The sequence below is a fragment of the Rhodococcus sp. SBT000017 genome, from assembly GCF_003688915.1.
Classification (GTDB): domain Bacteria; phylum Actinomycetota; class Actinomycetes; order Mycobacteriales; family Mycobacteriaceae; genus Rhodococcoides.
Window position 1 is genome coordinate 1,564,479 of record NZ_REFU01000001.1, and the last position, 13,573, is coordinate 1,578,051.

12 protein-coding genes are annotated in these 13,573 nt (G+C 65.3%); 4 read left to right on the plus strand and 8 right to left on the minus strand.

Going from position 1 to position 13,573, the window contains the following annotated elements:
- Positions 1-8: 8 nt before the first annotated feature.
- The 7 genes from ahcY to AYK61_RS07080 all read right to left on the minus strand — a co-directional run bounded on the left by ahcY (position 9) and on the right by AYK61_RS07080 (position 9,097).
- Positions 9-1,493 (minus strand): adenosylhomocysteinase, encoded by a 1,485-nt coding sequence (ahcY, locus tag AYK61_RS07050; RefSeq protein WP_121870289.1) that lies wholly within the window; start codon positions 1,491-1,493, stop codon positions 9-11.
- 122 nt (positions 1,494-1,615) lie between these two features.
- On the minus strand, positions 1,616-2,719 hold the full coding sequence (locus tag AYK61_RS07055) for an alkane 1-monooxygenase (protein ID WP_310886841.1): 1,104 nt from the start codon (positions 2,717-2,719) through the stop codon (positions 1,616-1,618).
- 268 nt (positions 2,720-2,987) lie between these two features.
- Positions 2,988-4,505 (minus strand): amino acid permease, encoded by a 1,518-nt coding sequence (locus AYK61_RS07060; RefSeq protein ID WP_121872531.1) that lies wholly within the window; start codon positions 4,503-4,505, stop codon positions 2,988-2,990.
- A gap of 159 nt (positions 4,506-4,664) precedes the next feature.
- Positions 4,665-5,894, minus strand: a complete 1,230-nt coding sequence (manA, locus tag AYK61_RS07065; protein ID WP_121870291.1) for a mannose-6-phosphate isomerase, class I — start codon at positions 5,892-5,894, stop codon at positions 4,665-4,667.
- Positions 5,894-7,036 carry a tobH protein gene (locus tag AYK61_RS07070; protein ID WP_121870292.1) on the minus strand — a complete coding sequence of 381 codons (1,143 nt, stop codon included), beginning with the start codon at positions 7,034-7,036 and terminating at the stop codon, positions 5,894-5,896. Before AYK61_RS07070 ends, manA begins: the two co-directional genes overlap by 1 nt.
- Before the next feature lie 71 nt (positions 7,037-7,107).
- Positions 7,108-8,490, minus strand: coding sequence for a phosphomannomutase/phosphoglucomutase (locus tag AYK61_RS07075; protein ID WP_121872532.1), 1,383 nt, complete (start codon positions 8,488-8,490; stop codon positions 7,108-7,110).
- 196 nt (positions 8,491-8,686) lie between these two features.
- A complete protein-coding gene (locus tag AYK61_RS07080; protein WP_183130194.1) occupies positions 8,687-9,097 on the minus strand; it encodes a DUF3499 domain-containing protein in 411 nt (136 codons plus the stop codon).
- Between the two features lie 72 nt (positions 9,098-9,169).
- Between AYK61_RS07080 and AYK61_RS07085 the strand changes: the two genes are divergently transcribed.
- On the plus strand, positions 9,170-9,649 hold the full coding sequence (locus AYK61_RS07085; RefSeq protein WP_121870293.1) for a metallopeptidase family protein: 480 nt from the start codon (positions 9,170-9,172) through the stop codon (positions 9,647-9,649).
- Between the two features lie 30 nt (positions 9,650-9,679).
- Here AYK61_RS07085 and AYK61_RS07090 read toward each other — a convergent pair whose 3' ends face one another.
- The gene (locus AYK61_RS07090; protein ID WP_027496498.1) at positions 9,680-9,913 is read right to left on the minus strand and encodes a WhiB family transcriptional regulator; all 234 of its coding nucleotides are present in this window, start codon (positions 9,911-9,913) and stop codon (positions 9,680-9,682) included.
- Between the two features lie 710 nt (positions 9,914-10,623).
- Here AYK61_RS07090 and cofD point away from each other — a divergent pair.
- From cofD to AYK61_RS07105, 3 genes are all read left to right on the plus strand, one after another.
- Complete coding sequence (gene cofD / locus AYK61_RS07095; protein ID WP_121870294.1) at positions 10,624-11,598, plus strand: 2-phospho-L-lactate transferase; 975 nt, start codon at positions 10,624-10,626, stop codon at positions 11,596-11,598.
- Positions 11,595-12,965, plus strand: a complete 1,371-nt coding sequence (locus AYK61_RS07100; RefSeq protein ID WP_121870295.1) for a coenzyme F420-0:L-glutamate ligase — start codon at positions 11,595-11,597, stop codon at positions 12,963-12,965. Before cofD ends, AYK61_RS07100 begins: the two co-directional genes overlap by 4 nt.
- A 123-nt stretch (positions 12,966-13,088) precedes the next feature.
- Positions 13,089-13,547: an NUDIX hydrolase gene (locus AYK61_RS07105; protein WP_121872534.1), complete on the plus strand. Its 459-nt coding sequence runs from the start codon at positions 13,089-13,091 to the stop codon at positions 13,545-13,547.
- The last annotated feature ends 26 nt before the right edge of the window (positions 13,548-13,573 follow it).

The following is a 13,573-nucleotide window of genomic DNA, read 5'->3' on the forward strand; positions in this document are numbered from 1 at the left end:
TCCTTCGGTCAGTAGCGGTAGTGCTCGGGCTTGTACGGGCCCTCGACGTCGACGCCGATGTACTCGGCCTGCTCCTTGGTGAGCTTGGTGATCGAGCCACCGAGCGCTTCGACGTGGATGCGTGCGACCTTCTCGTCGAGGTGCTTGGGCAGGCGGTAGACCTCGTTGTCGTACTCGTCGGGCTTGGTCCACAGTTCGATCTGAGCGATGACCTGGTTGGAGAAGCTGTTGCTCATCACGAACGACGGGTGGCCCGTTGCATTGCCGAGATTGAGCAAGCGGCCCTCGGACAGCACGATGATCGAGTGCCCGTCCTTGAACTGGTACTCGTCGACCTGCGGCTTGATGTTGATCCGCGTGACATCGGGGGCCTTCTCCAGACCGGCCATGTCGATCTCGTTGTCGAAGTGGCCGATGTTGCCCAGGATTGCCTGGTGCTTCATCTTGCGCATGTGCTCGAACGTGATGATCGACAGGTTGCCCGTCGAGGTGATCACGATGTCGGCCTGCTCGATGAACTCCTCGACCGTGCGCACATCGAAGCCGTCCATGAGCGCCTGCAGCGCGTTGATCGGGTCGGCCTCGGTGACGGTCACCCGTGCGCCCTGGCCCTTGAGCGCCTCGGCACAGCCCTTGCCCACGTCGCCGTAGCCACAGACCAGCACGGCCTTGCCACCGATGAGGACGTCGGTGCCGCGGTTGATGCCGTCGATCAGCGAGTGCCGGGTGCCGTACTTGTTGTCGAACTTGCTCTTGGTGACCGAGTCGTTGACGTTGATGGCGGGGAACGTGAGCTCTCCCGCGGACGCGAACTGGTAGAGCCGGAGCACGCCGGTGGTGGTCTCCTCGGTGACGCCCTGCACGGACTCGGCCACCTCGGTCCACTTGGACTTCGATGCCTCGAGCGAGCGACGAAGCAGGCCGAGGAACACCTTGTACTCGTCCGAATCGTGATCGTCGTCGGTCGGCGGGACGACGCCTGCCTTCTCGAACTGCGCGCCGCGCAGTACCAGCATCGTGGCGTCGCCACCGTCGTCGAGAATCATGTTGGCGGGCTGCTCGGGCCAGGTGAGCATCTGCTCGGCCGCCCACCAGTACTCTTCGAGGCTTTCGCCCTTCCAAGCGAACACCGGGACGCCCTTGGGCTCCTCGACGGTGCCGTACGGGCCGACGACGACGGCCGCTGCTGCGTGATCCTGGGTGGAGAAGATGTTGCACGACGCCCAACGAACTTCGGCTCCGAGTGCAACCAAGGTCTCGATCAGCACGGCTGTCTGCACGGTCATGTGCAGCGATCCCGAAACCCGTGCTCCCTTGAGCGGCTGAACGTCGGCGTATTCGCGACGCAGCGCGATCAAGCCGGGCATCTCGTGTTCGGCGAGTCGGATTTCCTTGCGGCCGAATTCCGCGAGCGACAGGTCTGCGACCTTGAAGTCGATTCCACCGCGGTGATCCACGGTGAGTGCCGATCCTGACGTAACTGAGGTCGTCATCTTGCCTCTCCTGTTGACTGAGTATCTGTGGTCCAGGCTATCGGGTCCGCGCGGCGGCACCCCCGGCTGCCCGAGCGTGCAGGAGTGGAACCGACGAAACGACCGATTGTCGAGAACCCGCTCTATCCGTTTCGTCCGGCTCGCGCCAAAATTCGCGCCCTTTTGCGGGGCAGGATGTTCGCGCGGGTGATATCTCCCTGGTAATGCGCCGATACCCGCGGATCCATCACCCGACGCCACAGCGGCGGAATTGCGGCGAGCATCACCATCGATGCATAGCCGGCGGGCAACTGCGGAGCCTCGTCGCAGGAGAGCAGGGTCTGATAGCGCTTGCCCGGATTGGCGTGGTGGTCGCTGTGTCGCTGCAGGTGGTACAGAAAGATATTGGTGCAGATCCTGTCGCTGTTCCAGCTGTGGCGGGGCGAGCACCGAACGTATCTGCCTCGATCGTTCGTTTCGCGGAGCAGGGCGTAGTGCTCCACGTAGTTCACCATCTCGAGCAGGACGAATCCGACTATGGCCTGCAACAGCAGGTACGGCGCGATGGACCAGCCGAACACGATCAGCAGCGCGCCGAACAGCACGACACTGAGCAGCCACGTGTGCAGCAGGGCATTGGTCGGGCTCGCGACCGAGCGGCCCTTGCGGCGAAGTCGCTGCGCCTCGAGCTTCCAGGCGGAGGCGAGTCCCAAGACGGTACTGCGCGGCACGAAGGTCCACACGCTCTCGCCGAGTCGTGCGCTCGCGGGGTCGTCGGGCGTCGCCACTCGGACGTGGTGTCCGCGATTGTGTTCGACGAAGAAGTGCCCGTACAGCGTCTGGGACAGGGCGATCTTGGCCAACCACCGCTCGTGCTGCTCGATGCGATGGCCCAGTTCGTGAGCGGCATTGATACCGGTGCCTGCCACCAGGCCCACCGTCACCGCGAGGCCGATCTTGTCCACCACGTTCAGCTCGCCGTACGCCCACATCCAGCATGCGACGAAGAGTCCGACGAACTGAACGGGCAGGAAGAGGTATGTGCACCACCGGTAGTACCGATCGTTCTGCAGCTTTTCGCTGGCCGAGGCATCCGGGTTGTGCCCGTCCTCGCCTGCGATCAGATCGATCACCGGAATGATCACGAAAAACACCAGCACGCCGCTCCACCAGAACAGCGGCATGCCCGTCCAGTAGACCAACTGCGACGGCAGTAGCGCCGATGCCGGGGCCAACAGCCCCAGCATCCACAGATAACGTTTGTTGTCCTGCCAGCGAACCGACCGTTCACTGGCCTTCGAATCCCGCCCCCCGAAAGCGACACCCGAACCCTCCATCGAAGGAATTCGGCCGTCCACACTCACTGTTGCAACACCCTCTCATCGAACGTTTTGAGTCCTCCAAGTCTGTTTTCGAGGGTATAACATTCCAGCGGTTTGATGTGACGCTATCTAAAGTCAGCCGGAAGTCCCTGCTCAGGACGTAACTCGGCGCTTACGCGTCGTCGGTGCCGGGTCAGTGCTCCGACTTTTCGACACGAACTTTCTCGGCTTCCCGCATTCCCGTCACCGAGTGCCGTCTGCTGTACACGACGTAGATGACGACACCGGCGGCCATCCAGACCAGGAAACGCAGCCATGTTTCGACCGACAGGTTCAGCATCAACCACAGGCACGCGAGGACCGCGAGAATCGGCACCAGCGGAACCCACGGAACGCGGAAACCACGCTGGAGGTCGGGGCGAGTTCTGCGCAGTACGAGAACCCCGGCCGAGACCAGCACGAACGCGAACAGCGTACCGATGTTCACCATTTCCTCGAGCGTGCCGAGCGGAACGAAAGCTGCGAGCAGGCCGACGATGACACCGACGAGAATCGTCGTCCGAACCGGCGTGCCCTTCTTTCCGGTGCGCGCCAATGCCCGCGGCACCAGCCCGTCTCGCGACATCGCGAAGAGCACCCGGGTCTGCCCGAGCATCAACACCATCACCACGGTCGTCAGACCGGCGAGTGCGCCGAACGAGATGATGTTCTTGGCCCAGGTCAACCCGTTCAGCTCGAATGCCGTCGCCAGCGTGGAACTGTCACCGGCCAGATCGGTGTACTTGACCATCCCGGTCAGAACCAGCGTGACGGCCACGTACAGCACGGTGACGATCGCGAGCGATCCGAGGATTCCGCGTGGGAGCGCCTTCTGCGGTTCCTTGGTCTCTTCGGCGGTCGTTGCCACCACGTCGAATCCGATGAAAGCGAAGAACACCAGAGACGCCGCGGCCAGCAGTCCGTACCAACCGAACGTGCTGCCTCCCGCACCAGTGACGAACGAGAGCAGAGACTGATGCAGCCCCTCGCCCGTCGAGCCCGGTTCCGACGGCGGAATGTAGGGGTCGTAGTTGGCGACCTTGATGTAGAAGGCTCCGAGCACGACGACGAACAGAACGACGATCACCTTGATGGCGGTGATGACCAACGACACCCGTGAGGACAATTTGGTTCCCGACGCGATGAGCACCGTCAGCACCACCACGATCAGCAGTGCACCCCAATCGAAGTTCAGTGAGCCGATCTCGAGCACCGGGGCGGCCGTACCGAGCAGATCGCCCAGATAGAGCGACCACGCCTTCGCCACCACGGCGGCTGCGAGGCCGAACTCGAGGATGAGATCCCATCCGATGATCCAGGCGATGAACTCACCGAACGCCGCGTACGAGAACGTGTACGCGCTTCCTGCCACGGGCACGGTGGACGCGAACTCCGCATAACACAGCGCCGCGAGGCCACAGGCGATCGCCGCGAGCACGAAGGCCAACGACACTGCCGGCCCCGCAACGTTTCCGGCGGTCCGCGCGGTCAGGGTGAAGATGCCTGCACCGACGGCCACGGCGACGCCGAACACGGTCAGATCCCAGGATCCGAGTTCCTTCCGAAGTTTCGTGTCCGGCTCGTCGGTGTCCTGGATCGACTGCTCGATCGATTTGGTCCGGAACCAACCCGTCGTGCGTGGGGTCTTCGCGGGCCGGTCTGCTCTGGTCATCGGGTCTCCGTATCGCCACTTCACATCTACCGACGGATCACCGAACACATCCGTCACTTCGATTCACTGTGGCATCAGACTATTGCCTCCGGACGGACCGTTCGCACAATTACGCAGTTCGAAACCGCAAGCGGCGCAACGATGCCCGAATTGCCCGATCTACACGCGTCCGACGGAGGCCACGAACACCTCGGCCTCGCTCGAATCGGCGGTCACGGTGACGGATTCGTCTGCAGCGGGTATCCAGGCAGAGCTGCCCTGCGGCACCGTCAGCTCGACCTGTCCGCCTTTCGTACCGGCCACGACGGTGCCACTGGTGCACAACAGAATTCTCGGGCCGGAGCCGGGAACGGCGACCGTCTCCCCCGCCGCAACCGCAGTCCGGCTCAGTGCGAATTCGGGTGCAGGCGTCGGATAGAGGTAGGTCGGTCGATCGTCGACACCCGGGGTGATGGGCGAGATGTCGGCAGGCTCGAAATCCAACACACGCAACAGTTCCGGAACGTCGACGTGTTTGGGAGTCAGTCCGCCGCGCAGCACGTTGTCGGAGTTCGCCATGATCTCCACGCCGGTACCGCGCAGATACGCGTGCAGGTTCCCAGCGTCGAGGTACAGACCCTGGCCGGGAGTCAGTGTCACCCGATTGAGCAGCAGCGCCGCGAGCACTCCGGCGTCACCGGGATACGACTCCCCGAGCTCGAGCAGAGTTCTGGCCTCGGCGGCGAATCGTCCACCGTCCGTGCGTGCGGGACCGGAGAGATAGTCGATGCATCCCTGGGCGACGGCAGGCAAGATGTCGTCCAATGCCTGCCCGGGCAGCGTGATCCACGAGGTGAACACGGTGCGCAGCCCGGAAGCGTCCGGCTGGGCGGCCAGCAGGGTTCGATACCCACCCAGGGCGGGGACGGCCAACGCGTCGAGCAGTTCGACGGTGTCGGCGGGCCGCCGGAAGCCCGCCAACGCCTCGAACTCGGTGAGCGCGACGATCAGCTCGGGCTTGTGGTTCGGATCCCGGTAGTTGCGTACCGGAGAGTCGATGGGGACACCCGCGGCGTTCTCGCGTGCAAAGCCTTCCCGGGCCTGAGCACTGCTGGGATGCGCCTGCAGCGACAACGGCTCTTCTGCGGCAAGCAGTTTCAGCAGATACGGCAGGCGCGACTCGAAGTGCTGTGCAGAGCCGCCCAGGTGCGTGCCCGGGTCGCCGTCGATCAGCGTGAGCAGTGGTGTGCTGCCGCCCTCGTGCACGACGTGCGCGGAGTCGGCCGGGTGAGCGCCGAGCCAAATCTCTGCCTCGGGATGATCGGACGGCACCTGGCGGCCTTGAATCCGAGCCAGCGCCGTTCGCGAACCCCATGCGTAGGACCGCACCGCGCCTCGCAAGAGCTGCACTAGCTACCGCCCATCAACAGCAGATACGCGGCAGTGGTGTCCAACCGCGTCGCCAACACGGACATCGTGTCGAGCACCGAGAGTCTATCCGGATCCGGCACCGGTGCGGGGTTGTCGAATTCGGATCTCACGCGATCGCCGCCGAACAGCGGCTCACTCGAATCGGCGAGCAACAACTCCGATTCCGGAACACCGGCGATTCGTCGTTCGGTCATCGCGCGATCAGCCTCCGAGGCCACCACGACGACGCGCATCGGCAGCACCGGCGGTGGTCCGTCGAGCTGCTCGTCGTGAAAGAACGAGTCGAATGTCTGTGGTGTGCCGGATGATTCGACGACGGACGCCCGGATGGATGCAGCAATGACGTCGCCCAGCTCCCCCGCACCGACGACGACACCCGCAACGCGCAGCAGCACCTCGCTGCCGTGCCGAGCGACCTCGACCGCAGCGGGACTGCCCCCGGTCAGCACCACCCGCCGACCGTTCAACCCACTGGCGAGGGCCTTGGCCGGATTGTGGAACATCTCGTTGGACGGACTGTTTCGTACCGCCTCTGCGTCGAGCAGGTCTGCAAGACGAGACAAATTGGGCAGCAACGTCTTCCACGATCCGCCGGCAACCGCCCCCAGTACGGCCACGAACGCCGCGAGGTAGCGCATCAGAGCATTGTGGTCACGGACTGCGATTCGCGGCGGCAGCCACATGACTCTGGCTCCCCGGACGGCACGCAGAGGCCCCTCCTCGGGAGCGACCACCACGACTTCGGCACCGCGCCGGGCTGCCGCGTCGACCGACTCGGCCAGTCGTGGATCCCCGGCGTCGTCGCCTGCCACCACCACCACGTCGAGTGGGCCGATCCACGGCGGAGTTCCGGTGCTTCGTACGAGAGGGACCCCGAGGCGATCACCGAGCGCGGCGACGAGCAGTGACGCTGCCCGGCTGCTCCGTCCGTCGCCGGTGACGATCACCACGCTCCGGGGACGCAGATCGGCCAACCGGGCCAGAACCGATTCGTCGACCGCGGTCGCAACGGCACGAACCTGCGCGCCCGCCAGCGCTGCGCTACGCAGGGAGCCCTCACGATCGGCTGCGATGAGAGCATCCGAATCGTCGAGATCGACCAGAGACGACACTGCCGTCATGGCTGCGACACCTCCCCTTACCTCACCCGCTCGAAACGTCTGCATACCCACTCATGAACCCTTGGTAACCACTATTCCAGTCCGGCGCGAACGATGCTCAATATCTCTGTCGAAAGCGCGTCGACATCCGCTGCGGTGCGTGCTTCGACGTTGAGCCGGAGCAGCGGTTCGGTATTCGAGGCCCGCAGGTTGAACCAGGCACCGTCGGCGAGATCGACCGTCACACCGTCGAGTCGGTCGATACCCGAAGTCCGATCCGCGAACGCCGCCAGTACCGCCTCGGTGCGTTCGGCGCCGTCGTCGACGGTCGAGTTGATCTCGCCCGATGCACTGTAGGTCTCGTAGGTGGCCATCATTTCCGACAACGGGCGATCCTGTGCCCCGAAGGCAGCGAGAACGTGCAGCGCGGCGAGCATGCCGGAGTCTGCACCCCAGAAGTCACGGAAGTAGTAGTGCGCTGAGTGCTCTCCGCCGAATATGGCTCCGGTGTCGGCCATCTCCTGCTTGATGAACGAGTGCCCCACTCGGGTGCGGACCGGGGTGCCACCGAGCTTCTCGACCAGCTCCGGCACGGCGCGGGAGGTGATCAGATTGTGGATGACGACCGCGCCCGGCTCCTTGGCCAGTTCGCGTTCGGCCACCAGGCAGGTCACCGCCGATGGTGACACCGGGTCGCCCTTCTCGTCGACGACGAAGCACCGATCGGCGTCGCCGTCGAAGGCAAGGCCGATCTCGGAACCGGTCTCGACGACGAATCGCTGCAGGTCCACCAGGTTCGCCGGGTCGAGTGGATTGGCCTCGTGATTGGGGAAGCTGCCGTCGAGTTCGAAGAACAACGGTTCGATCGTCACCCGCAGCGGCGCGAACACGGCGGGCACGGTGTGTCCGCCCATGCCGTTGCCTGCATCCACCGCGATCTTCATGGAGCGAATACCCGACAGATCGACCAGGTCGCGCAGGAACTGGGCGTACTCGGCCAGCACGTCACGAGACGCCACGGTCCCGGCGGGGCCGTCGAACTCCGGCACCCCGTCCACCAATTCGGCCTTGACCGTGGCCAGGCCGGTGTCCTGGCCCACCGGCTTGGCACCGGCGCGGCAGAGCTTGATCCCGTTGTACTTCGCCGGATTGTGACTGGCGGTGAACATCGCTCCCGGGCATTCGAGCATGCCGGAGGCGAAGTAGAGCTGATCGGTCGACGCCAGCCCGATGTGCACCACGTCGAGGCCCTGAGCGGTGACGCCGTCGGCGAATGCCCGCGACAGTGCCGGCGAGGAATCACGCATGTCGTGACCGATGACGACCGAGCGCGCGGCCCCGGCCTCGTCACGAACCAATCGTGCGAACGATGCACCGACGTCACGCACGAACGCCTCGTCGATCTGCTCACCTACGACGCCACGGACGTCGTAGGCCTTGATGACGGCGTTCACGGACTCTGCGGTTCGGGCCACGAAGATTCTCCTGGTGATCGTTGTCGACGACGCCGCACATCGGCGTCGGAAATCGAGCGTCGGTAGCGGTGCGATCCACACCAAGTATCGGCGGACCGTCGCGGTCCGTTTCGGTCCTGCTCACGGAACCTTGCCAGACGGCAGACGGACCGGCCAGTCGGACCGATGCACACCACACTCGGTGCGCTCGGACGGCTCAGGACGTGGGGTCGGGAAGAACTCGAAGGTGCCCGCGCCTGCCGGTTCGGACGGCCGGAGCGGATCGGCGTTCGGTGTCGGACGGCCGAGAGATCGAGCGGTCGGAGCTCTCGCGATCCTCGGAGCGGACGCGATCGCCGCGGCCCGCTTCGCGTACGGCTTCCGCGAGGGCCGTCAGATCGTCCTCGTCGGGGCTCGACGTCGAGTAGCCGCCTTCGTACCGCACCAGTTCCCAGCCCTTGGGAGCGGTGGTGGTCGACGCGTGCACCTCGCACAGATCCCAGGAATGCGGCTCGTCGACTGTGGCCAGCGGCCCGACGACCGCGGTGGAATCGGAGTAGACGTATGTGAGCGTCGCAACGGCAGAACGGTTGCAACCAGGCCTGCAGCAGCCACGCAGTGATCTCACGAGTGCAGAGTATCCGGTGGGTGCAACCGACCGAACGACCGACACACCGGACGAGCGCGATAACCTCCCCCTATGCCTCGATTCTCTTCCGCGCGCAGGATCACCTCTCGATCCGTGGCTCGGCACGGCCGCGGCGTTCGCGGACCGGTTCTGCCCGAGGACATCCCGGCCAGGCGGTCACGAGCGGAGAAGTTCGACCGGCTGGTGCTCGAGGCTTTCGCGCGGATCGATCATCGATGGCACGAGAAGCTCTCGAAGCTCGACATCGCCGTGGACGAGGTACCCAAGATCAGGGCGTTGGATCCGGAATCGGTGACGTGGCCGCCCGAGGTGGTGGCTGAAGGTCCGGTGCCGCTCTCGCGATTGGTACCCGCCGGCATCGACAAGCGCGGCGAGACGACACGCGCCAGGGTGGTGCTGTTCCGGCGACCGCTGGAACGGCGGGCCAAGCACCCGGAGGATTTGGAAGATCTGTTGTTCGAGGTTCTGGTCGAGCAAGTGGCCACGTATCTCGGCATCGACCCCGACGAGATAGACCCGGCCGGGGAATGATCGATCCGCCCGGAGACGGAACCGAATTACTCAGCCGATTCCGCGCTTGAGCCTGCGACGTTCCCGCTCGGACAGCCCACCCCAGATGCCGAACCGCTCGTCGTTGGCGAGCGCGTACTCGAGGCACTCGTCCTTGACCTCACAGCCGAGGCAGATGCGCTTCGCCTCGCGGGTGGAACCACCCTTTTCCGGGAAGAAGGCCTCGGGGTCGGTCTGCGCGCACAGAGCGCGCTCCTGCCACTGGTCCTCGATCTCCTCGAACATCTCGTCGAAACCCGCGACGAGACTGAGGAACGGCTTGGCCGGTGGAACCGACTCGGCGACGAACGGCATCGAGTCGGCGTCGGAATCCGAGTCGAGTTCGACGTCGGTGTCGATGACGTCGACGTCGGTCTCGTCCGTCGGTTCGACGTACGCAGAACCCGCGTCGATCGAGACGCTCGAATCTGCGCCGATGCCGGACTCGGTTTGCGGCGCGTCGTCGACAGCGCTGAGATGTGCAGTGGGTCCGCCCCGCTGATCACGTGTCACGTGCTGGTCATACATCGCTTCCGCCTCCTCACCTGTGGTAGCGCAGATACTTTCGGTCCTCGTGTTCTCGAATACCTTGCCCCGCGCCGATATTCGATCGAGCTGGTCCAACGTGTCGGTCCGACTCTCGACCTCTACTCGACGTCCAGTCAGGGACGAACAGAAAGGGAACGAGTGTTCGAAACCAGGTTCGCTGCAATCGAACTCGTGCTGCGAACACTGAATGACATACCTGTGATTAGACACGTCCAGGTGTGTCGCGGTCAAGCCGATCGAGCAAATCCAATACCATCACATGCCCGAAATCGGCGCTCTCCCCGGATCGGAGCCCGTCCCGTGCGTGTCGCGGCGGTTATGGCACCTGCTCACCGTCCTCTCGCACGGGTGCGGCACCGGGTGGGCGCTCACCACGCACCACCGCAACCCCACTAGGCTCGCGTGTTGTGAAAGTTACTGTTCTGGTCGGTGGCGTCGGTGGCGCTCGGTTCCTTCAGGGTCTCAAATCTTTGTTCGGCGACAACCCCGAGCACGAGATCACCGCCGTGGTCAACGTCGGCGACGACGTGTGGATGCACGGACTGCGCATCTGCCCGGATCTCGACACGTGCATGTACACCCTCGGCGGAGGAATCGACACCGATCGCGGCTGGGGTCGCATCGCGGAGACCTGGAACGCGCGGGACGAATTGGCAGCCTACGGTGCCGATCCCGACTGGTTCGGACTCGGCGACCGCGACATCGCCACGCACCTGATCCGCAGTCGTATGTTGCGCACCGGCTATCCGCTGTCGGCCGTGACCGAAGCCCTGTGCAACCGTTGGCAACCCGGAGTCCGGCTCCTGCCCGTCACCGACGATCGCTCCGAGACCCACGTCGTCGTCACCGATCCCGAGGACCCGAGCGGGGAGCAGCAGCGCGCAATTCACTTCCAGGAGTGGTGGGTTCGGTACCGCGCACAGATTCCGACCCACAGTTTCGCCAACATCGGGGCCGAACAGGCAACTCCGGCACCGGGAGTCGTCGAGGCGATCACCGAGGCCGACGCCGTCGTTCTCGCGCCGTCCAATCCGGTGGTGAGCGTCGGCGCGATCCTCGCGGTGCCGGGTATCCGCGGGGCGCTTCGCACGACGGCTGCCAAGGTGGTCGGGCTCTCCCCCGTCGTGGACGGTAAGCCGTTGCGCGGCATGGCCGACGAGTGCCTGTCCGTCATCGGAGTCGAGACCACGGCGCAGGCGGTGGGCCGTCACTACGGAAGCCGAAGCGGTACCGGCATTCTCGACGCATGGCTGGTGCACACCACCGATACGGCGGTCGTCGACGGGGTGGACGTGCAGTCGGTTCCGTTGCTGATGACCGACCCCGAGACCACAGCGGTCATGGCCCGCACCGCTCTGCGAGCAGCGGGACTCGACCTGTGACCGACTCCCACGCCGCACACACTGCACCGGGTGATCACGCTCCCGGCGGGGCGATCGAAATTCTGCCGGTGACCGGGCTCCCCGAGTTCCGGCCGGGCGACGATCTGGCTGCGACCGTGGCGGACCGAGCGCCGTGGCTACGTGACGGCGACATCCTGATCGTCACCAGCAAGATCCTCTCCAAGGTCGAGGGCCGTCTGGTGCAGGCACCCCGTGATGCGGACGAGCGAGATGCCGCCCGCAGAGTCCTGGTGGAGCAGGAGGCCGTGCGCATCGTCGCACGCAAGGGCCGAACCCTCATCACCGAGAATCGACTCGGCATCGTGCAGGCCGCGTCGGGAATCGACGGCTCCAACGTCGACGGCGGCGAACTGGCACTGCTGCCCGAGAACCCCGACGCCAGTGCCGCAGCGCTCCGCACTGCACTCGGCGCGCTGCTGGGGGTGACGGTCGCCGTGGTCGTCACCGACACCATGGGTCGGGCATGGCGGATCGGCCAGACCGACGCCGCCATCGGTGCCGCCGGCCTGGGCGTCGTACATGCGTACGCCGGAGCCGAGGACGGTCAGGGAAACGAGCTCGTCGTCACCGAGGTCGCGATCGCCGACGAGCTCGCTGCCGCGGGCGATCTGGTGAAGGGGAAGCTCGGCGGGGTTCCGATCGCCATCGTACGTGGACTGACTCCCGTCGACGACGGTTCCACCGCCGCGACGCTGCTGCGCGGCGGTGAGGACGACCTGTTCTGGCTCGGTACCGCCGAGGCACTCGATCGTGGTCGACGCGAGGCGCTGCTGCGTCGACGGTCGGTGCGCTCGTTCACCGACGAACCGGTCGATCCGGACGCCGTTCGCGGTGCCGTTGCCGATGCACTCACCGCCCCGGCCCCGCACCACACCCGTCCGGTTCGGTTCGTCTGGGTCAGGACCCCTGCGCTCCGACGCCGGCTACTCGAGACGATGCGAGAGCAATGGCGAGCCGATCTGGCCGGCGACGGGCTGAGCGAGGAGCGGATCGCCGCCAGACTCGGCCGCGGCGACATCTTGTTCGACGCCCCCGAGATCGTGATCCCGTTCTGCGTGCCCGACGGCGCGCACTCGTACCCCGACGAGAGGCGTCGAACCGCGGAGGACACGATGTTCACCGTCGCGGTCGGTGCGGCCGTTCAGGGGCTTCTCGTCGCCCTCGCGGTGCGCGAACTGGGCAGCTGCTGGATCGGTTCGACGATCTTCGCCGCCGATACCGTGCGCGCCGAACTCGGCCTGCGCGCAGACTGGAAAGCGATGGGAGCCATCGCAATCGGGCACCCGAGCGAAACGCTGACCGTCAGGGATCCGGTGGTTCCCGGGTCCTCGCTACTGGAGCTCTGAGTCGTGTCGGAGTCGCCACTGCCTCATTCGACACTGCCTCATTCGAAACTGTGGCACTCGGCTGCAACGACACTCGACCGGTGGGCACCGTCGGATGCGGGCGAGGAATCGCTTCGGCACACCATGCTGGCGTTTCTCGACAGCAACCCGAACGCCTGCCTGCGCGCCAACGAGGCCGGCCACTTCACCGCATCCTCGTTGGTACTCGACACGTCGGGAACCCATGTGCTGCTGACGCTTCACCCGAAGGTCGGTCGGTGGATTCAACTCGGCGGCCACTGCGAACCGACGGACGACACGGTTGTCGACGCGGCGCTGCGGGAGGCCACCGAAGAATCCGGGATCGCCGAGCTGACGGTCGATCCGATTCTGCTCTCCGCACACACGCACCCGATCACCTGCTCGCTAGGAAAGCCGACGCGGCACCTCGACCTGAGGTTTCTGGTGCGGGCTCCGGACGGCGCGCGAGCAGTGCGCAGCGAGGAATCGACCGATCTGCGCTGGTGGCCGGTCGATGCCCTGCCCGACGACGCCGAGCGCGAGACGATCGATCACCTCGTCGCGCTTGCCGCGCTTCGCTGATCGATCGCCCCCAGCGGCGTCGTGAC